Origin of the sequence: Acidithiobacillus sp. HP-2 (assembly GCF_015100155.1) — a bacterium.
GTDB lineage: Bacteria > Pseudomonadota > Gammaproteobacteria > Acidithiobacillales > Acidithiobacillaceae > Acidithiobacillus.
On the sequence record NZ_JACKZA010000013.1, the window covers coordinates 14,315 to 33,905 of the forward strand.

Genomic DNA, 19,591 nt, shown 5'->3' on the forward strand with positions numbered 1-19,591 from the left:
GGTGTCCATCAATATTTTCTGGTTGCAGCGGTTGTGGCCGGTGTTGCGCAATTCCGGCCCCTTGATTTCACGCCTGGCCGATGCCTACGTAAAACGCGGCGCAGATCAAAAATCTGCCGAGCGCATGGCGGAAATGGCGGTGCTGCTGGATCAGATTCTGGACGAGCGACTGAAAACGGTGGCCCAGGTGGATGATCTGGAGGGTCTCCGTCAAGATCTCGCAGCGCTGCGTAGCGATGTGAATCATACCCAGCCCGTTGTCCGGCGCAATCCTTACATACTGCTTTTGTTGCTGGGTGAAGCCGTCATTATTTTACTGTTGATTCTTGTGTTGGTGCATATATGAGCATATTGCTGTCTCAGAACACCCGTATTATCTGCCAGGGGTTTACCGGCAAGCAGGGAACTTTTCATTCGCAGCAGGCCGTGGCTTATGGCTCCCGCATGGTTGGCGGGGTCACACCCGGAAAAGGGGGCAGCCGCCATCTGGATTTGCCGGTTTTTAATACGGTGGCTGATGCGGTGCAGGAAACCGGCGCCGAAGCCAGTGTGATTTATGTGCCTTCTCCCTTTGCGGCCGATGCCATTATTGAAGCGGCTGCGGCGGGCATTGAACTGATTGTCTGCATTACCGAGGGAATCCCGGTGCATGACATGTTAATGGTGAAACACTATCTGGCGGGTTCGACGGCGCGTCTTATTGGTCCCAACTGTCCCGGTATTATTACTCCCGGACAGTCAAAAATCGGGATTATGCCCGGTTCCATCCATCGTCCGGGCAAGGTCGGCATCGTCTCCCGTTCTGGCACCCTGACCTACGAGGCGGTTGAGCAGACCACCCGCCTGGGTCTCGGCCAGAGTACCTGTGTCGGCATTGGTGGCGATCCACTGATCGGCATGAGTTTTGTCGAGGTGCTGGCGCTCTTTGAGGCGGATCCACAAACCGAGCTGATTATCATGGTTGGCGAAATCGGCGGGCGCATGGAAGAAGAAGCGGCTCACTATATTCAGTCCAGTGTCAGCAAGCCAGTGGTGGCTTTTATTGCCGGATCAACGGCGCCCAAGGGCAAGCGCATGGGCCATGCCGGCGCGATCATTGACGGCAATGCCGGAACTGCTGCGGCAAAATACGCGGTACTGGAGGCGGCGGGGGTACATTGTGTGCATTCTCCGGCTGAACTGGGTATGCGCGCCGCAGCTTTGTTGAGCCGTTAATGCGCGTCGCTCTGGCGCAGTGCAATGTCTGGGTCGGTGACATCGACCGGAATGTGGCATTGATCCTGAAGGCAGCACAGGAGGCAAAAGCTGGGGGTGCCGATTTACTGGTAACCCCGGAGCTGGCTTTATGCGGTTATCCTCCCGAAGATCTGCTGCTGCGTGAAGACTTTGTGCAGGCCTGCGCAGAAGCGGTAAAAACCCTGGCAGCGCAAACGCCTTTACCCTTGTTGTTGGGGCATCCCCAGCGCGTCAACACGCGGCTTTATAATTGTGCCAGCTTGTTGCGAAATGGTCAGGTAGAAGCGGTTTACCACAAGCACTGTCTGCCCAATTACGCAGTATTTGATGAACTGCGTTACTTTACGCCAGGTACCCAGCCCCTGACTTTTGACTGTGCGGGAGTCTCCTGCGCCGTGGCCATTTGCGAAGATGTCTGGTGTGGTTCCGAAGTGGCCCAAGCCTCCAGAGACCAGGGCGCGGAGTTACTTGTGGTCCTCAATGCCTCCCCTTACCACCGGCACAAGCAGGGGGAAAGGGAAGGTCGGCTGGCGGCGCTGGCGACTCAGACACAAATGCCCATCTGCTATGCGAACCTGGTGGGTGGTCAGGATGAGCTGGTTTTTGACGGTCGATCATTTGTGGTGGATGCACAGGGTCGGTTGGTGGCCCGGGGGCCGATTTGTGAAACGGCGGTCATCCTCACGGATTTTGAAAAAACCACTCAGGGTTTGCAGGTTAAAGGCGATACAGCGCTCATTGCGGCAGCCGATACGGAGGTCGAGGTTTATGCGGTCCTGACTCTGGGGGTCCGCGATTATGTGCGTAAAAATCATTTTCCGGGTATTGTGCTGGGCCTTTCGGGCGGGGTGGATTCAGCCTTGACCCTGGCAATCGCTGTGGATGCTTTGGGAGCGGAGCAGGTGCATGCCCTGATTATGCCCTCCCGTTATACCGCCGAAATGAGCGTTGCAGATGCCATTGCCGAGGCGCAAAGTCTGGGGGTTTCCTACGATCTGATTTCCATCGAGCCGGTTTTCCAGGCCTATTTGCAGGCCCTGGCGCCGCTGTTTGCGGGACGCCCGGTGGATACCACCGAGGAAAATCTGCAGGCGCGGGTGCGTGCCGGGTTGTTGATGGCCTACTCCAACAAGTTTGGGCACCTGCTGGTAACCACCGGCAATAAAAGTGAAATTGCGGTGGGTTATGCCACCTTATATGGTGATATGGCGGGTGGTTTTGCGGTCATCAAGGATATCCCCAAAACCCTGGTCTATCGTCTTGCCCGCTACCGCAACCAAGATGCCCTTGTCATTCCCGAGCGGGTATTGAGTCGGCCGCCCTCGGCGGAGCTGGCGCCTGATCAACGGGATCAGGATAGTCTGCCCTCCTATGAGGTGCTGGATGCCATCATTGCGGCCTATGTAGAGGAGGATCGTTCTGCGGCAGAACTGATTGCCTCCGGTTTTGCAGTCGACACGGTGCAGCGGGTATTGAAGTTGATTGACCGTGCCGAATATAAAAGAAGACAGGCGGCTCCCGGTGTGCGCATCAGCACCCGCGCATTTGGAAAAGATCGGCGCTATCCTATTACCAACGGCTACGCTTCCTGGGGTGGTCATCATAAGCTGAACGAGGAGCAACACCATGAAAAAAATTGAGGCGATCATCAAGCCCTTCAAGCTGGATGATGTGCGTGAGGCATTGCAGGAAATTGGTCTGGCCGGAATGACCGTAACGGAAGTGAAGGGTTTCGGACGGCAAAAAGGGCATACCGAGCTCTACCGGGGGGCGGAATATGTGGTGGATTTTCTGCCCAAGCTCAAGCTGGAAGTGGTCGTCGACGACGACATGGCGGATCGCGCCATTGAAGCCATCGAACAGTCGGCACGTACTGGCAAAATTGGCGATGGCAAAATTTTTGTGAGTGCTGTGGAAAGGGTGATTCGCATCCGTACTGGTGAAGAAGGTGCCGAGGCGGTCTGATCCTGCTCACCAGGGACAGCCAGCTGCTCCCTCAGCGATTATCTGATTCGGCTGTTGGTCTGGGGGCTGTTGACGCGAGCAGCCCGGACAAGGTCGCGGTCAGGTCTCCCAGGCCAGGTGCTGTTTCAGGAAGCCTTGCTCAGTGGCCAGTGCCCAGATCACCCAGATATTTGCTTTTGGGATAATTGTAGGAGAGCACCTTGCTTACGGTTTCTGCCTGATTCTGGAGGTTGAGATGCCGGTATGAGCGGACCAGATAGTACAGGGCTTCTTCCCTTGAAGGGCTGAGCTGATAGCGGGTGACCACATTGTCACAGCGATTGGCCGCCGCAACGTAAGCGTGACGCACATAATAGAACTTGCAGATGTCCAGGTTGCGCTTGCCGAGAATATCGATGATTTTGGCCATACGCAGCCGGGCATCGACAGCATAGGGACTATGGGGCCAGCGTGTGGCCAGAGTTTGTAGAGTGCTAAAGGCTTCTTCGGCGGGTTTGGGATTCCATTCAGCGCCCTGGATGCCTTCATAGTAGGCAATGCCTTTCAAATACCATGCATAATCCACATGGGGATTGGCCGGATGCTGCTTGATAAAACGTTCGGCGGCTGCTGCAGCGGCTTCGGAATCGCCACTCTTGTAGTAACTGTATGCAGTATCCAGTTGCGCCTGTTCCGCATAGGGACCGTAGGGATAGCGGGTTTCCAGTTCTTCATAATGGCGAATGGCTAAAGTGTAATCTCCGCGTTCCATGGCTTGCTTGGCGGGCTGATACATCTGGGCGGCCGATTCGTGGGTTTCCGCAGCCTGATCACCTTTGTGGGGAGTGCTGGCACAACCGGCCAGAATGGCAGTACAACAAAATGAAATAAGTAAGCGTTTGCGCATGAAGGACAATAGTCTATAGTGGCGAGCCATGAGCGACGATACTACGGGACTTCCCATGATTTTGCCAGTGGATCAAGCCGGTGAACGACTGGATGCGGTTTTGAGTGGCCTGCTTCCGGACATCAGCCGCAGCCGGATCCAGACCCTGTTGAAAGACGGCCATATTCGGGTGAACGGCGCCGTTGAAAAACCCAGCCTGCGCATCCAGGGTGGCGAAGCGGTAGACATTGACTGGCCGGAAAGCGAACCCAGTGTCTGGCTGGCCCAGGATATTCCTCTGCATATCATGTATGAAGATGCGCACATTCTGATCCTCCACAAACCGGCCGGGCAGCTGACCCATCCCGGTGCCGGCCATGCGGATGGTACCCTGGTGAACGGGGTGCTGGCGCATCTACCGGATAATGCCTATCTGCCCCGGGGTGGTATTGTCCATCGCCTGGACAAGGACACCACCGGCTTGCTGGTAGTGGCCAAAACCGAAATGGCGCGGCAGTCGCTGATAGACCAGTTGGGTGACCACACCATGCACCGGGAGTATCTGGCCCTGGTGAATGGCCCGATGACTGGTGGTGGTCGGGTGGATGAGCCCATTGGCCGCCATGCTCATGACCGGCTGCGGATGACGGTGCGTGCCGACGGGCGCCCTGCGCAAACGGATTTTCGTCTGGTGGAGCGCTTCCCACGCCACAGCTTCCTGCGTTTGCGCCTGGCCACCGGGCGCACCCATCAGATCCGGGTGCACATGACCCATATTGGTCACCCGTTGGTCGGGGACCCGGTATATGGGGGGCGCATGAGCGTGCCCCAGGGGCTGGATGCTGAAGGCTTGGCTTACTGGCAGCAGTTTCGGCGACAGGCCCTGCATGCCTGGCGCTTGAAGTTGTACCATCCGGAAACGGAAGAGTTGATGAGTTGGGAAAGTCCACTTCCGGAGGAAATGGAAAAACTGCTGGATTTGTTGCGGCAGGCCCGCCGTGCCCATTGAGGCAGCATCTATTCCATCTGTTCTAATCCCTGACTGGCCGCTGCCCGCCGGGGTACATAGTGCGATTACACGACGCAACGGGGGTTACAGTGAAGGTCCTTATCGCTCCTTCAATCTGGGCGATCATGTGGGAGACGCGGCACAGGCCGTGGCTAAAAATCGCGAGCTGCTGCGTACCTTGCTGAAATTGCCGCAAGAACCACAATGGCTGCGCCAGATACATGGTACGGAATTACTGCAGATTCCAGCTGCTCAAGACCTCTCTCCGCTTCCCGAAGCTGATGGGGCGGTGACCCATCTTCCAGGACAAGTGTTGGCGGTATTGACGGCTGATTGTCTGCCGGTGCTGGCTTGCAGTCGTGATGGTCAGCATCTCGGGGCTTTTCACGCCGGCTGGCGGGGCCTGCTGGCTGGCATTCTCGAAAAAGGGGTGGCGGCGTTGGCCGTGCCCGGCAAGGAAGTTCTGATATACTTGGGACCAGCCATCGGGCACGAAGCTTTTGAAGTAGGCCCGGAGTTGCGGGCAGCTTTTGTTGCGGAAGATCCGCAGGCTGTCAGCGCCTTTCGTGCCGGGCCAGGGGATCGCTGGCTGGCGGATATTTATCAGCTTGCCCGGCAGCGCCTGCACCGGGTTGGGGTCACGGCCATTTATGGTGGGGGCCTGTGTACTTTCAGTGATAGCGAATTTTTTTCGTACCGGCGCGATGCAGTGACCGGACGAATGGCATCTTTGATCTGGAGGGAATAAGTCATCATGGCGACTTTACGCAGAGCCGGTGATCCGGCGCTGGTTACGGACCCCGACATCATTGCCGGGCTGTTGGCTCCGCTGGGTGTGCTTCTGGAAAAGCTTCCTGTTCCCGCAACGGACAGCAGCCGCTCCCTGTTGGCCCAGGCAGAACTCGGTAGCGACGATCAGGGAATGCTGCTGGAGACTCTGGATGCGGTGTTTCGGCGCTTACAATCCGAAAAAGGGTATCAGGACCGGGATCTGGTCGTGCTTTATCCCGGCCATCCCCAGCTGGAGGCACTCAACGCCCGTTTTCATCGGATTCACACCCATGACGATGAAGAGGTGCGTTACATCGTCGATGGCGAGGGCGTTTTTGGCTTTGTGCTGCCCGATGCGCAGCAGGTCGAGCTGACGGTGGTGGCGGGCGATTATATTCATGTCCCGGCAGATGTGGAGCACTGGTTCCGCCTCAATCAATTCCAGCGGATCAAGGCGGTCCGTTACTTCAGTGCCCGAGGCGGATGGACTCCCCATTATACGGAACGTCCCTTGCAGAGTTTTCACGATTTATGAGTGCCTACATAGAGGTGGATTACCAGTTTCCTGCCGGGGTTGATGCGCAGCGGCAGGCTCAGGCCATTGCCATCGGGCAGACTGCCGGAAGCTGGGACGCGCGCTTTCAGCATCGGGAAGAACAGCTTCGCGGGCATCTTGCTGAAGTGCGGGCAGTACATGACTTACCCGAGGGGCGACACCTGGCGACCATCCGTTTCCCCGCCGAAAATGTGGATGGACGCATGGGTAGCCTGCTGACCATGATTTTCGGGAAATATTCTCTGGCGGGCCCGGCCAAGGTCATGTCCATACGCTTACCTGAAGGGTATGGGCAATCCTGTCGCTTTGGTCTGGCGGGTATCCGCGAAAAACTGAACGTAGCCGAGCGTCCCCTGATTATGGCCATTTTCAAGCCCGCTCTGGGGCTGAGCGCCGGGGACCATGCCGAAATTCTGGCAGAAGTGGCGATGGCTGGTCTGGATATCATCAAGGATGATGAAATTCTGCCGGACCTGCCCTCAGCCGCGACGCTGGCCCGCTGGGAAGCCTGTGCACCTATCATTGAGGCGCGTCGTGATCGGACCGGGCGGGATCTACTTTACGCCATGAATCTTTCCGGCGATGCCCGGCAGGTTCACGAACTGGCCCGGCAACTGGTTGCCCGGGGGGCCAACGCCCTGCTCCTGAATGTGCTTGCCTATGGATTCCCCATGCTGGAAGCCCTGGCAGCAGATCCGGAGGTGAACGTCCCGATTTTTGCGCATCCGGCTCTGGCCGGGGCCTGGTGTGCTGCACCCGATCATGGTTTTGCCTATGCGGCCATACTGGGGACGGCGATGGCCCATGCCGGCGCGGATGCGGTTCTTTATCCGGCCCATTATGGCAGTTTGCCTTTTCCGGAGGCGGACGAGCAGGCCATTGTTGCGGCCTTACGGGCGCGGGGCGTGGCGCCAGTTCCCTCGGCGGGGGTGCACCCCGGTATGTTGGATGCCATTCTGGAAGATTACGGCCCGGAGCTTATTCTCAACGCCGGTACCGGGATTATGGATCATCCCATGGGCCCCTCCAGCGGCGTGCTGGCTTTTCATGAGGGGCTGGAACGCTGGCAGGAGGGCGCTTCCCTGAAACTGTCCGATCTGCCCGCCGGGCCTTTGCGGGCGGCCGTTGAAAAATGGGGGGCCGCCTGATGCTGTCCAAAGCCATTTTCTGTGACTTTGATGGAACCATCACGGAGCAGGAGATTTTTGTGGCCTTGATGCGGCATTTCGCCCCGGAGGCTGCCGCGCAGCTTCTTCCGGAAATATATGCGCAACGCTTGGGGCTGCGGGAAGGATTACCCCGGATCCTGGAAGGCATTCCTTCCCAACGCTGGCCGGAAATGGAAGACTTTGTCCGGGGTACAGCCTTGCGTCCCGGTCTGGAACATTTACTGGCTTCCGCCCGCCAGGCTGCTGTGCCTTTTATTGTAGTGACGGGTGGCTTTACCCGCATGGCAGAAATCGTCCTGGAACCTTATCGCGCCGATATTCACGCGATTCACGGGCTGGAAGTGGATTGCTCCGGCCCGACTTTGCGGGTTTTTTCGCCCTGGCAGGATGATCATGAACTGGTCGCCAAGCGTCAGGTGCTCGCCCACTATCAGCCCGGGACGGCACTTTGTATTGGCGATTCCATCACTGATCTGCGGGTGGCGCGCGATTGCCCTCTGGTTTGTGCCCGTGATCGGCTGGCGCAATATCTGCTGGAAGAAGGTAAGGCTTTCATTCCTTTTGAAACGCTGGATGACGTCAATGCCGCACTGGCGGCACGCGGTTGGTGGAAGGAGGGTGCCGATGCACCATGAAGATTTGCGACAGGAGCTGGCACTGGCTGCCCGAAGCTTTTACGAAAGAGGCTGGATGCTGGGAACAGCCGGTAATTTATCGGCGCGGATGGCTGAAGAGGCTTTCTGGATTACCGCCAGTGGCCGTCCCAAGGATTTGCTGGACACAGGAGATTTTGTTTCAGTAAACCTCCAGGGGGAGGTGCTGCTTGCTCCCAGCGGACGTAAACCTTCGGCAGAAACTTCCATCCATCAGGTGATTTATCAACATATTCCTGAAGCCCGGGTGGTTTTTCATGTGCATTCCATTGAGGCCAATCTCTGCGGGCACTTCGCCAGAAACGGGCAACTCCGTCTGCCGCCTCTGGAGATGCTCAAGGGACTGGGGGTTCCCGATGCGGAACCCGAAATTGATCTGCCGGTTTTTGCCAATCATCAGGATGTTGCCCGCATTGCCAAAGATATGGATACTGCTTTTACGCAAGCCATTCCTCCGGTGCCTGGTGCGCTGATTCACCAGCATGGCGTCACTGCCTGGGGCAGGGATTTATTGTCTGCACGCCATCACCTGGAATTGCTGGAATATTGTTTTCGTTATCTCGTACAGGCTAAAGCCCTCGCTATAGGAGTTCAGGCATGAGTCAAGCGCTTCTCACCGTCATCGGCGAAGATCGCCCCGGTATTGTCGCAGCCGTCACCCAGGCCCTGTATACGGCGGATTGCTCCATTGGTGACGCTTCCATGATGCGTCTGGGCGGCTATTTCACCATCATGCAGGTCATCGATTACAGCAGGGACCTGGGCTCCGTGGAAATGGCCCTGGATCCTGCCATCAAGCGCCTGAGTTTACGGGTACACCTGGATCCTATCTCCAGTGTTGCGGTTGCGGCCGATCAGCCCAACACCCGGGTCACAGTTTATGGGGCCGATCATCCGGGTATTGTGGCCGGGGTGACGGCTGCCCTCGCTGCCATCGGTTTTAATGTGATTGATCTGGAAAGCGAAAGCTCCGGAAGCGCCGAGCGGCCACTGTACGTCATGGTCATTCAGGGTTATGCCCCCGATGGCATTGAAAGCGTGCGCAAGGCGGTTTTGCCCCTGCGGGAAAAACAAGGGGTAGAAGTGGGTGTCCACCCCATTGAAGCGGCCGTATTCTGATGACGGTACTGTCCATCCTCACCTATCCCGATGCGCGGCTGCAGCGCAAGGCCGAAGCCGTCCAGGTTTTTGACGATGAGCTGCAGAAATTTGTCGGGGATTTGACCGAAACCATGTACGCCGGTCCGGGAGGCGTCGGTATTGCTGCCCCTCAGGTAGATCGCCATCAGCGTATTGTCATTGTCGATGTGCGTCCCAAACTGGGGGATGATTGCCATGGTCTGATGGTGCTCATCAACCCCGAACTGGTGGCCTGGGAAGGCATGGCGGTGGGCCGCGAGGGCTGTATGTCAGTCCCGGATTTTACCGGCAATGTTATCCGCGCCGAGCGCATTCAGGTGCAGGCTCAGGACGTGTCGGGACGCGAGCGCAGTTATGAATGTGAAGGCTTTGAAGCGCGGGCGGTGCAGCACGAAATGGATCATCTCGATGGGTTTCTGTTTCTGGACCGTCTGGTTTCACGGAAAACCGATCTGTTCCGTCGCAAGAATTATCAGAAATCCCAATAACCAGCATCCTGGTTATGATGATCCGGGGGTTGTGCGTCGATCTGCATAAGCCGGACTTAGTCGGCTCCGTACTGGGTATCCAGCCAGTGACGATAACTGCCATCCATGACCTGTTGCCACCATTGCGGATGCTCCAGGTACCAGAGGATGGTGCGCTGAATGCCGGTGGGAAAATCCACCGCAGGTGCAAAAGCCAATTCCCGGGTGATTTTTTCCGCATCAATGGCATAGCGGCGATCATGACCGGGGCGGTCACGAACATACTGAATCAGTTCCTCGCAGTGGCGTCCCAGTGCCGGGGCGGCCTGGGGGTATTGTTCGGCCCAGCGGGGATTACTGGCGAATAATGTGTCCATCTTCCGGCAGACCAGTTGCACAATGTCGATATTGGCCCATTCGTTACAACCACCAATATTGTAGCTTTCGCCTTCCCGGCCCTCACCAAGAATAGCGGCGATCCCCCGGCAGTGATCTTCCACATAGAGCCAGTCACGGATCTGCTGACCATCACCATAAATGGGCAGGGCTTTATTGTGAAGAATATTGACGATGATCAGCGGGATAAGTTTTTCAGGAAAATGATAAGGTCCGTAATTATTGGAACAGTTGCTGGTCGTGGTGTGTAATCCGTAAGTATGCTGATAGGCGCGGACCAGATGGTCGGAGCCCGCCTTGCTGGCGGCATAGGGAGAATTGGGCGCATAAGGCGTGTCTTCGCGAAAGGCAGGGTCTTGGGGTCCGAGGGTGCCGTAGACTTCATCGGTGGAAATATGATGAAAACGATGGGGAACAGGGCCTTCAGGACCATCCAGCCAGAGCGATTTTGCCACTTTGAGGAGCGTATGGGTGCCGACGATATTGGTCTGGATAAAAGCATCAGGATCATGAATGGAGCGATCGACGTGGCTTTCCGCAGCAAAGTGCACAATGACATTGATTTCATGGGCACGCAGGCTGCTTTCAAGCAATGCCGCATCATTGATGTCACCCTGAACAAAATGAAAATCGGGATGCGTTTCCAGTCCGTCGAGATTATGGCGGTTACCGGCGTAGCTGAGGACGTCATAAGCGATCAGCGTGCCTTGGGGATGATTCTTCAGCCAGTAGTGACAGAAATTGCTGCCAATAAAGCCGGCGGCACCGGTGACCAGCAGGCGTTTTTCAGCGGGCGATGCAGGAGAGGTTGCGGTCATGGGGTTTCCTTGTCTAATCAGAATCGGTATCGGTGAGCATTTGCCGCAGTGCCTGACGCCAATGTGGAGCAGCACCTAACGCCGCATAGCTGATACTTTTATCCAGTACTGCGCAGGCGGGGCGGCGGGCCGGGGTTGGGTAGGCGCTGGCGGGAATCATCAGGATGGGGATGCTACGCTGGAGCAGACCCAAAGCCAGGGCTTCTTCCTGAATCGCGACCGCAAAATCGTACCAGGAGGCCACTCCGGCATCCGTCCAATGCTGAATGCCGTTGAATTCCGGTTGTTCGCAGGCTCGCCAGATGGCAGCCGCCAAACCTGCCGCCCAGGTAGGACTGCCAATCTGGTCACCAACCACCCCCAGGGAGTCCCGTTCTGACATCAGCCGCAACATGGTTTTGACAAAATTTTTACCGTGGGCGCTATATACCCAGGCGGTCCGTAAAATGAGCGCATTGCTCCCCAGAATACGGACAATCTCTAGCTCGCCGGCAGCTTTGCTGGCACCGTATACGCCGAGCGGATGACGGATACTGTCGGGCTGATAAGGGGTCGCCTGACTCCCATCAAATACAAAATCCGTGGAAACATGAATAAGCCGGGCAGAATGTTTACGGGCAGCCTCTGCACAATGAACGGCACCATCCCGATTGATGGCATAGGCTGTTTCCGGTTCCGACTCGGCAAGATCAACGGCAGTATAAGCGGCGGCGTTGATGATGAGGTCGGGCTGAAAAACCTCGGCAGCCTGGTCTAGCTGTTTTTGAATGGCGATATCTGCCTGGGCGCGAGACAAGGCGCGCAGTTCAACAGATTCAGGGAGGTGGCGTTGGAGTTCCCAGCCTAACTGCCCGTTGGCACCAAACAGCAGGACGCGTTTGCTTCTGGAAGAGGTGGTGCTCATGCCTGGCTCCTGCTTCCTTGCAGAAGACCTATGCAAAGGGGCCTGTTAGCGTTCATGGGATTTTCCTCGGGATATTCAGTCAGAACGGCCGGTTGGGGCATAAAGAAATTCATAGAAGTTGTCCATGGCAATGCCCTGGGTATCATAGCCCGTCACTGTTACCTGATCATTATGAGTGCCCACCGCGACCATGCAGGCATGCTCTTGAGGCAGAGCAGAGGCGGCCACGAAAGAGGATCCTTTTTGTCCGCAGGAATTATGCGGATATTCCTGATTCAGGCTGACGATAAGCTGATCAGCTATCTGCTGTGCTTGCTGTGGAGACCTGGCCGCAAAAGCCCGTTCATTCCGCCAGGCATCGGCAATGACTTTGCGTTCTGTGGGCGTGCTGGCTGATGCCATGGCTTCATGATGCATCTGGTCCAGAGTTTCCAGCGCCACATACAAATCAGTGCGCGCACCACTCTGCTGATCAATGACATGGACACTGAGAATGACGGTCAGTATGCCATAAATGACGATGACCGCGCCGAGCACCCAGGCAAAGCGACGCCGACTGGATTTGGCAGGACGACTTGCCATCAGGAAGGGCGCCGCTGGGCGGGGCGGGTCCGGCGATGCCCGGAATTTTTGCCCTGTTGCCGATCGGCTACCGCGCCCTCTTCATGGCGGACCTGCAAGCGATTTTCGGCGGCAAAGCGCATGATTTCCGCAAAGGCCTCGGGGCGGAGTTGCTCCAGGCTTTCATCCATGATGATGGCCGCGTTGCCATTAATGTTGGCGGGCTCGATCAATGGTAAGTAATGAATTTTATGGTCGGCACCGAAATGGGCGAGTCCTACCCCTTCTATGAGCATTTCAGCCCATGCTGAGGGACGAAATTTGCCCCCGCTTTCGGTTACGCCATCAATGATGATCATGGATACCGCTGCTCCTCAGGAAAGGGGGCGATAATAACGCTCTTCGCATGGAGAATGAAGGGTTCACGAATAGGTTTCCGCCTGTGCGAAAGAGCATCCGGCTGCATCCTTGCTGGCCAGCTGGGGTTTCGAATGCGTGAGGAGGGGCCAGTCTATGCCGATATCCGGATCATTCCAGACAATACAACGCTCGGCTTCCGGGGCGTAAAATTCAGTCGTTTTATAGAGAAAGTCGGCGGTGTCGCTCAGTACGTAAAAGCCATGCGCAAATCCGGGTGGTACCCAGAGCATCTGCTGATTTTCTTCAGAGAGTGTGGCCCCGACCCATTGACCGAATGTGGATGATGATCGGCGCAAATCTACGGCCACATCAAAAACAGCACCTGAAACAGCGCGTACCAGCTTTCCCTGGGGGTGATGAATCTGATAATGCAGGCCACGCAGCACGCCCTGCTGCGAACGGCTGTGGTTATCCTGCACAAAGGTGAGATTCAGGCCGGCATCGGCAAACTGCCGCTGGTTCCAGCTTTCCATGAAAAATCCCCGGGCATCGCCAAATACTTTGGGGGTAATGAGCAGTACCTCCGGGATGCGCAATTTTTCAATGATCAAAACGGAGACCCTTCTTCAATGATGCGCAGCAGATATTCTCCATAACCACTTTTTTTCAGTGGGGCGGCAAGTTCTGTAAGTGTGTCTGCATCAATATAACCCATGCGGTAGGCTATTTCTTCAGGGCAGGCAACTTTCAGGCCCTGGCGTTCTTCCAGGGTGCGAATGAATTGTCCGGCGCTGAGCAGGTCGGCGTGTGTGCCGGTATCCAGCCAGGCCGTGCCGCGTCCCAGCACTTCCACATGCAAACGTTTTTGTTCAAGATAAAGGCGGTTCAGATCGGTAATTTCCAGCTCTCCCCGTGGTGAAGGACGGATTTCCCGGGCCAGACGACTCCCGTCTGCATCATAAAAATACAGGCCGGTGACCGCAAAAGAAGAGCGGGGTTTGGCAGGTTTTTCTTCCAGTCCAATGGCAATCCCCTGACGGTCAAACTCTACCACGCCATAAGCCTTGGGATTGGCAACGTGGTAGGCAAAAATCGTTGCCCCGTTATCGGCCCGGTTGGTTTGCTGCAGGGATTCACTGAGATCGTGTCCATAAAAAACATTGTCGCCAAGCACCAGTGCTGAAGGGCTCCCCGCCAGAAAGTTTTCGGCAATCAGTAAGGCTTGCGCAAGGCCGTCAGGATGCGCCTGTTCGGCATAGCAAAAATCCATCCCCCACTGCCGACCATCACCCAGAAGCTGCTGGAAACGTGGAAGATCGTTGGGTGTGGAAATAATCTGGATTTCGCGGATTCCAGCCAACATCAGGGTGGCGAGCGGATAATAAATCAGGGGCTTGTCATAAACCGGCATCAGCTGCTTGCTGACTGCCTGGGTCAGCGGATACAGACGGGTACCCGAACCCCCGGCGAGGAGAATACCCTTACGCTTCATGAGCAGTCTCAGGATTTTCTGCTTTACCCTGGCTCTGGCACAGGCTGTTCATGTACTCGGTAAAATCGGCGCCCACTTCGGGATGTAATTTGCCGAAGGCAATGGTGGCCTTGAGATAGCCCAGTTTGTCACCACAATCAAAGCGCTGACCGGCAAAACGATAGGCCAGCACCTGACGTTCGCTGAGCAGATGGGCGATGGCATCCGTCAACTGGATTTCGCCTCCTGCGCCACTCTGGGTGTTTTCCAGAAAATGAAAGAGACGGGCGGGCAGTATATACCGACCAACCACCCCCAGATTGGAAGGCGCTTTTTCGGGCTGGGGTTTTTCGACAATGCCGCTGACCTGAAAAATACGTTCGTCCCACGGGCGGGCGTCTACCACTCCATAACGGGTAGAGTGTTCACGGGGGATTTCTTCGACGCCAAGAATGCCGGCCTGATAGCGATGGTGCTGTTCGACCATTTGCGCCAATACAGGTGGTTCACCGAGCATCAGATCATCGGCCAGCAGCACGGCAAACGGTTCATCACCGATAACCGGCTTGGCCATCAGTACGGCGTGACCCAGCCCGAGAGGATATGGCTGACGCAGAAAAATGGTACTCACATGCCTGGGTAAAATACTTTGCACCTGTTCCAGCAACGCTTTTTTGCCGCGCTTTTCCAGTTCGTTTTCCAGTTCGTAGGAGACGTCAAAGTGATCTTCAATGGCCCGTTTTCCCCGGCCACTGATGAAAATCAACTGATCGCAGCCTGCCGCAATGGCTTCTTCTACGGCGTACTGGATCAGAGGTTTGTCCACTACCGGCATCATTTCCTTGGCGCTGGCTTTGGTGGCCGGTAAAAATCGGGTACCCAGGCCCGCCACGGGGAAAACTGCTTTACGCACTTCAGCCATACATGTTCTCCTTTGGTATGCGGCGAGTATAACGAACACACCCCGCCTCCCGCAAAGTGTTTGACTTCATGAACAGCTCGGGTCAAATTCGCTGCAAATCGCCCAGGCCAATGGCCGTTTTAGCTTCATGAAGAAGAATCGACGTCGGATTCAGAAACGTCGTGCTGAATGCCGGTTTCCGGCCTTTCCCGGGCGATTTTTCCACCACCGACGCCACCAGCCATGGCAAAACGTAAAGCCTGCTGGGGTGTCATGTCCGGAAGCGGGATGATTTTGTCTCTGGGAACCAGGCAAGTGAAGCCGCCGACGCCATAGCTCATGGGAATAAAAACGGCCACACAGTCTTCGGGGAGGTGCGGTAGTTCATGCAGGGTGTCACGGGTGACCAGCCCGATGATGTAGCCCATATCTCCTCCTTGCCGGACCAGTACAGCACTGCGAAAGCCCCGGTCTGCACCACCAAAAAGTAATCCCACCGTTTCCTGAATGGTGCTGTAAAGACTATGCAGAACAGGGATTCGTGCCAGCGCCTTGTTCATCCAGTCAAAAATCCATGCGGTCAAGACATGGGAAGCCAGAAAACCAACGCCCAGAATGGTCAGCAAGGTCAGGAGCAGTCCCAGACCGGGGATGTCGATTCCGAAAATGGCCTTGATCGGCGCTTCAAACAAGTTATTGAGCCAGCCGCCAATCCATAACACCACATAAATGGTCAGGCCGATGGGAAGAGAGATGAGCAGGCCCTGGGCAAACCAGCGGCGTAAATGCAGATGCTGAAAACGTGAAGGCGGTTGAACGGGTACTGGCAGTGTCATTGGGACCCCGTTTTAGCAAAGACCTCAACAGCATAACAAAAAATGCCAGAAAGTTGTGGATAATTACGGGGCCTCATCGCGATCCTCCTGGTTTTTGAATAGTTGCGGGGCCAGACCATGTTTGCGCATGAGCTTGTAAAGATCGGTGCGATGTCGGCCAGCAATACGTGCGGCCCGGGAAATATTACCATCGGTGGCACGCAGCAGATTTTCAAGGTACACCCGTTCAAAGGCTGTTTTGGCATCCTGCAAGGGCGGGAAGGCACTGGATCCACCCTGGCGGCCGGCATCGGGAATGGCTTCTCCCGAGACCCAGCCTTTTTCGGTGACGGCGGCGGCAAAGGTAATGGCATTTTCCAGCTCTCGAACATTACCGGGCCAGGGTCGCTGCATCAGTTTGTCCATGGCTTCGGGGCTGAAACCGGGAATATTGCGTTCCAGGCGCTGGCTTTCCCGATCCAGAAAATATTGGGCAAGCAGCAGGATGTCTTCGGGACGCTCGCTGAGGCTGGGAACCCGTAGGGGAATGACGTGCAGGCGATAATATAAATCTTCCCGAAAGGCGCCGCTGGCAGTCAGCGCATGAATATCCTGATGGGTGGCACTGATGATGCGTAAATCCACGGATATTTCCGTTTTTGCTCCGACTGGACGTAACGTCCCTTCCTGTAATACCCGCAGCAGTTTGACCTGCAAGGCCAGGGGGAGGTCGCCGATTTCGTCCAGGAACAAAGTACCCTGATCAGCGCTGCGAATGAGCCCGATATGGTCCTGAGTGGCTCCGGTAAAAGCCCCCTTGACGTGACCAAACAGTTCACTTTCGGCCAGTTCGGAGGGAATGGCGCCACAGTTGACGGCGACAAAAGGATGGTCACTACGGGCGCTGGCTTCGTGGATAGCTCTGGCGACACGTTCCTTACCCGACCCACTGTCTCCAGAAAGAAAAACACTGGCCTGGGAAGTGGCTATGCGGGTAATTTCGTTGACCAGACTGGCCATGACCGGGCTGCGGTGGAGGATGCTTTGCCCAGCCTGAGCGCGCAGGTCAGCCCTTAACTTGCTGAGTTCACGGCCAGCGAGGCGTTGTGCCAGGGCCGCCGTGCATAATGTTTGTAATTCGTCATTACTGAACGGCTTGCTGAGATAACCAAAAGCCTGGGCACGCATGGCTTCTACAGCGTTAGGAATGGTGCCATGGGCAGTAAGCAAAATAACCGGAAGATCGGGGTCTCGGGACTGAACGTTTTCAAGGACTGCCATTCCATCCATGATGGGCATGCGTAAATCGGTGATCAGCAAATCCACATTTTCCTGATCCAGAAGCTCCAGACCTTGCAGCGGATTGTTGCTGCTCAGTACCCGGTAATCTTCACTTTCCAGCCACAAACCCAGCAGCCTCAAGAAATCCGGATCATCATCAATAATGAGAATGGTGGGCATGGTTTTACGCATCTCAGGGTAAGGGCGCGCCATGCGCTTCCAGGGTTTTTTCTGCATGCTGGTGCAGCAGGGATTTCAGACGTTGAAGCCGCGCTTGTGCGGTATCTGCAGCATTTTGTGCAGCGATAGCCTGAGCTTTGTTTTGCTGAATGCGGGCTCTGTAGTGTTGCAGGGTGGCGATATTTTCCAGCAGAGCGTTGACGCTGCGCCTGAGCGGCAGGGTCTGACTGGCCAACACACTGTTTTGTGAAGCCATTTCCAGCTCCCGGGCGGCGTTGCCCAGGACGGTTTTATTGAGGGGGCCACTGCTGAGATAACTGTTTGCCAGCGCAAGATGAATATTGGCGCAACTGGCGGAGGTAGCGGGTCCGCAGTCATGCAATGCCTTGAGCAGAACCGGTCGGGGCGTTTCCGAGAGCGGCAGCGGCGCGGCTTTGGGCTGAGCAGGTGCTGCCGGATGAATCATTGCACAGGCTCCCAGAAACAATAGGATACTGAAGGTGCCGAGTGAGCGGATCGCAAGCAATAATCGGTACATCAATGAGCTGCCTTCTGAGGAGAAGAGGGTAGCCAGATTTCTGCGCTGAGCCCTCCCTGTGGACGGTTTTGAATGCGTATCCAGCCGTCTTGAGCGGCTACCAGTTCGCGGGTGATGGCTAATCCCAATCCGGTACCCCGGGGTAAGCTGTTACTGACCGGAACCTGATAAAAACGTTCAAATACCCGTTCCAGCAAGGCTTCAGGAATACCCGGGCCTTCATCTTCTACCCGGAACAGAACGCCCTGCTGTTCGGCAATGGCCTGCACGCGGATTTGTCCGCCGGCTGAGCTGTATTTGTTGGCGTTGCTGACCAGGTTGCTGAGAATTTGCCGCAAGCGTTGTGGGTCGGCGTACACTTCCAGCGGTGCATGGCTCTCACAAATCAGGGTTTGCTGCTTTTTTTCAGTCAATGGCTGCATGCGTTTTAGCAGATCTTCGAGAATCTCGGATACTTTGACAGTTTGGGGTGAAAAATCCAGGGATTGCGCCTGTAAGGCATGCATGTCGAGCATTTCCTGAATAGCCGCATATAATTCCTTGACCTGACGGACGACAATTTCGAGGACTTCGCGTTGCCGTGGCAGAAGCGGGCCGATGCGCTCGCTGAGCAGTAATTCACTGCCGGAACGGGCTGAGGCCAGAGGGGTTTTCAGTTCGTGAGAGACCTGGCTGAGAAATTGGTGGCGCAGGCGCTCTTCTTCCCGCAGGCGGGCCTGCATGCTGTCGATACTGCGGGCCAGATCGCGCAATTCCTGGGGTCCATCACTGGCAACATGGGCGACTTTACCCGCCCCGATGTCCTCCAGGGCCAGACGGAAGTCCTTTAATGGCCGGGTCAAGGCCGTGGCAACCCGCCAGGGTATCAACAGGCTGAGCAGCGCCGTGATGACTACCAGTGCATAAAGCAGTTGCACGGCCTGAGAACGCGCTGCCGCTGCCGCCTCTCCCTGGCTGAGCAGTAGGGACTGCATAGCCTGATGAACGTCATGAAAACGCGCCTCTACAGCCATCCGGCTGGCTTTGCCGTCGAGCACCGCCGCCTGCCCTGAGCCTGGTGCATTTGCGGACTGCAAATAATTGCTCAGACTCACTTGTAGTTGCTGGAGTGCGTTGGCAAGTTGGGGGTAGGCTGTTGCGCCGGTCTGTAGTGTCTGTAATGACGTTTGCTCGTGATGAATCAGGTGGGCAAAGGTGGCTTCATAACCAGAGTGGGGCAGGACCTGCGCCAGATCCTGATAAAATTCGGCCTGACGTTGTTGTCCATGAATTTCCAGTAATTGCTTTTGCAGTGGCAAGCCAATTTCAATCAGTGTATTGCTGCTGTCGCCCAGGGTATGAATCGCCTGGATGGCCGCAAATACGACCCCCGCGACCAGAAACAGGATGATAATGGCAAAAAACAGGACGCTTCGGGGAATCGAAATGGCGCCACGATGATCTTTAGCCGGGGAGTCCATGATCTTTTGTCCGGTGTTCTGTTCTTCCATAAAGTCCGCAGCCATCCACTCCTCCATGCCGGTTGCCCTGAACAT

24 protein-coding genes are annotated in these 19,591 nt (G+C 56.1%); 12 read left to right on the forward strand and 12 right to left on the reverse strand.

Annotation, left to right across the window (positions count from 1 at the left end; all coding sequences use genetic code 11):
• The first annotated feature begins 1 nt into the window (after position 1).
• From H7F11_RS11300 to H7F11_RS11315, 4 genes are read left to right on the forward strand one after another with little or no spacing between them, the layout of a single operon-like run.
• Positions 2-346 (forward strand): hypothetical protein, encoded by a 345-nt coding sequence (locus H7F11_RS11300; RefSeq protein ID WP_024893552.1) that lies wholly within the window; start codon positions 2-4, stop codon positions 344-346.
• A complete protein-coding gene (gene sucD / locus H7F11_RS11305) occupies positions 343-1,215 on the forward strand; it encodes a succinate--CoA ligase subunit alpha (RefSeq protein ID WP_142089477.1) in 873 nt (290 codons plus the stop codon). The genes H7F11_RS11300 and sucD overlap by 4 nt, the downstream gene beginning before the upstream one ends.
• On the forward strand, positions 1,215-2,876 hold the full coding sequence (locus H7F11_RS11310; RefSeq protein ID WP_193650902.1) for an NAD+ synthase: 1,662 nt from the start codon (positions 1,215-1,217) through the stop codon (positions 2,874-2,876). The genes sucD and H7F11_RS11310 overlap by 1 nt, the downstream gene beginning before the upstream one ends.
• On the forward strand, positions 2,863-3,201 hold the full coding sequence (locus H7F11_RS11315) for a P-II family nitrogen regulator (RefSeq protein ID WP_193650903.1): 339 nt from the start codon (positions 2,863-2,865) through the stop codon (positions 3,199-3,201). The genes H7F11_RS11310 and H7F11_RS11315 overlap by 14 nt, the downstream gene beginning before the upstream one ends.
• A 139-nt stretch (positions 3,202-3,340) precedes the next feature.
• On the opposite strand, the gene H7F11_RS11320 is transcribed toward H7F11_RS11315, so the two are convergent.
• On the reverse strand, positions 3,341-4,087 hold the full coding sequence (locus tag H7F11_RS11320; RefSeq protein WP_227485450.1) for an outer membrane protein assembly factor BamD: 747 nt from the start codon (positions 4,085-4,087) through the stop codon (positions 3,341-3,343).
• A 28-nt stretch (positions 4,088-4,115) separates the two neighbouring features.
• On the opposite strand from H7F11_RS11320, the gene rluD reads away from it, so the two are divergent.
• Genes rluD through def form a run of 8 tightly spaced genes read left to right on the forward strand, consistent with a single transcriptional unit; the run spans position 4,116 to position 9,852 of the window.
• Positions 4,116-5,075: a 23S rRNA pseudouridine(1911/1915/1917) synthase RluD gene (gene rluD, locus H7F11_RS11325; RefSeq protein WP_193650905.1), complete on the forward strand. Its 960-nt coding sequence runs from the start codon at positions 4,116-4,118 to the stop codon at positions 5,073-5,075.
• Positions 5,065-5,823, forward strand: coding sequence for a peptidoglycan editing factor PgeF (gene pgeF, locus H7F11_RS11330; protein WP_193650906.1), 759 nt, complete (start codon positions 5,065-5,067; stop codon positions 5,821-5,823). The genes rluD and pgeF overlap by 11 nt, the downstream gene beginning before the upstream one ends.
• Before the next feature lie 6 nt (positions 5,824-5,829).
• Entirely contained in the window at positions 5,830-6,381 is a 552-nt protein-coding gene (locus tag H7F11_RS11335; protein WP_193650907.1) for a cupin domain-containing protein, read from the forward strand.
• On the forward strand, positions 6,378-7,550 hold the full coding sequence (locus H7F11_RS11340) for a RuBisCO large subunit C-terminal-like domain-containing protein (RefSeq protein WP_024893559.1): 1,173 nt from the start codon (positions 6,378-6,380) through the stop codon (positions 7,548-7,550). The genes H7F11_RS11335 and H7F11_RS11340 overlap by 4 nt, the downstream gene beginning before the upstream one ends.
• Positions 7,550-8,206 carry an HAD-IB family phosphatase gene (locus H7F11_RS11345; protein WP_227485451.1) on the forward strand — a complete coding sequence of 219 codons (657 nt, stop codon included), beginning with the start codon at positions 7,550-7,552 and terminating at the stop codon, positions 8,204-8,206. The genes H7F11_RS11340 and H7F11_RS11345 overlap by 1 nt, the downstream gene beginning before the upstream one ends.
• Positions 8,196-8,825 (forward strand): methylthioribulose 1-phosphate dehydratase, encoded by a 630-nt coding sequence (gene mtnB, locus H7F11_RS11350; RefSeq protein WP_193650909.1) that lies wholly within the window; start codon positions 8,196-8,198, stop codon positions 8,823-8,825. Before H7F11_RS11345 ends, mtnB begins: the two co-directional genes overlap by 11 nt.
• Entirely contained in the window at positions 8,822-9,343 is a 522-nt protein-coding gene (locus H7F11_RS11355) for a glycine cleavage system protein R (protein ID WP_193650910.1), read from the forward strand. Before mtnB ends, H7F11_RS11355 begins: the two co-directional genes overlap by 4 nt.
• Positions 9,343-9,852: a peptide deformylase gene (gene def / locus H7F11_RS11360; RefSeq protein ID WP_193650911.1), complete on the forward strand. Its 510-nt coding sequence runs from the start codon at positions 9,343-9,345 to the stop codon at positions 9,850-9,852. The genes H7F11_RS11355 and def overlap by 1 nt, the downstream gene beginning before the upstream one ends.
• Before the next feature lie 56 nt (positions 9,853-9,908).
• Here the strand turns inward: def and rfbB are convergent, their stop codons facing one another.
• The 11 genes from rfbB to H7F11_RS11415 all read right to left on the reverse strand — a co-directional run bounded on the left by rfbB (position 9,909) and on the right by H7F11_RS11415 (position 19,561).
• Positions 9,909-11,045 carry a dTDP-glucose 4,6-dehydratase gene (rfbB, locus tag H7F11_RS11365; protein ID WP_193650912.1) on the reverse strand — a complete coding sequence of 379 codons (1,137 nt, stop codon included), beginning with the start codon at positions 11,043-11,045 and terminating at the stop codon, positions 9,909-9,911.
• 13 nt (positions 11,046-11,058) lie between these two features.
• Complete coding sequence (gene rfbD, locus H7F11_RS11370) at positions 11,059-11,949, reverse strand: dTDP-4-dehydrorhamnose reductase (RefSeq protein WP_193650913.1); 891 nt, start codon at positions 11,947-11,949, stop codon at positions 11,059-11,061.
• A gap of 75 nt (positions 11,950-12,024) precedes the next feature.
• Entirely contained in the window at positions 12,025-12,531 is a 507-nt protein-coding gene (locus H7F11_RS11375; protein WP_193650914.1) for a hypothetical protein, read from the reverse strand.
• Positions 12,531-12,869: a DUF3579 domain-containing protein gene (locus H7F11_RS11380; RefSeq protein ID WP_193650915.1), complete on the reverse strand. Its 339-nt coding sequence runs from the start codon at positions 12,867-12,869 to the stop codon at positions 12,531-12,533. Before H7F11_RS11380 ends, H7F11_RS11375 begins: the two co-directional genes overlap by 1 nt.
• Positions 12,870-12,932: 63 nt before the next feature.
• Entirely contained in the window at positions 12,933-13,481 is a 549-nt protein-coding gene (gene rfbC, locus H7F11_RS11385) for a dTDP-4-dehydrorhamnose 3,5-epimerase (RefSeq protein WP_193650916.1), read from the reverse strand.
• Entirely contained in the window at positions 13,478-14,362 is an 885-nt protein-coding gene (gene rfbA / locus H7F11_RS11390; protein ID WP_193650917.1) for a glucose-1-phosphate thymidylyltransferase RfbA, read from the reverse strand. Before rfbA ends, rfbC begins: the two co-directional genes overlap by 4 nt.
• Positions 14,352-15,263: a UTP--glucose-1-phosphate uridylyltransferase GalU gene (galU, locus tag H7F11_RS11395; protein ID WP_193650918.1), complete on the reverse strand. Its 912-nt coding sequence runs from the start codon at positions 15,261-15,263 to the stop codon at positions 14,352-14,354. Before galU ends, rfbA begins: the two co-directional genes overlap by 11 nt.
• A 125-nt stretch (positions 15,264-15,388) precedes the next feature.
• Positions 15,389-16,078 carry a DUF502 domain-containing protein gene (locus H7F11_RS11400; protein WP_193650919.1) on the reverse strand — a complete coding sequence of 230 codons (690 nt, stop codon included), beginning with the start codon at positions 16,076-16,078 and terminating at the stop codon, positions 15,389-15,391.
• Between the two features lie 63 nt (positions 16,079-16,141).
• Positions 16,142-17,551, reverse strand: a complete 1,410-nt coding sequence (locus H7F11_RS11405; RefSeq protein WP_227485452.1) for a sigma-54-dependent transcriptional regulator — start codon at positions 17,549-17,551, stop codon at positions 16,142-16,144.
• Complete coding sequence (locus H7F11_RS11410) at positions 17,532-17,984, reverse strand: hypothetical protein (RefSeq protein WP_193650920.1); 453 nt, start codon at positions 17,982-17,984, stop codon at positions 17,532-17,534. The genes H7F11_RS11405 and H7F11_RS11410 overlap by 20 nt, the downstream gene beginning before the upstream one ends.
• A gap of 71 nt (positions 17,985-18,055) precedes the next feature.
• A complete protein-coding gene (locus H7F11_RS11415; RefSeq protein WP_193650921.1) occupies positions 18,056-19,561 on the reverse strand; it encodes a sensor histidine kinase in 1,506 nt (501 codons plus the stop codon).
• Between the last annotated feature and the right edge of the window lie 30 nt (positions 19,562-19,591).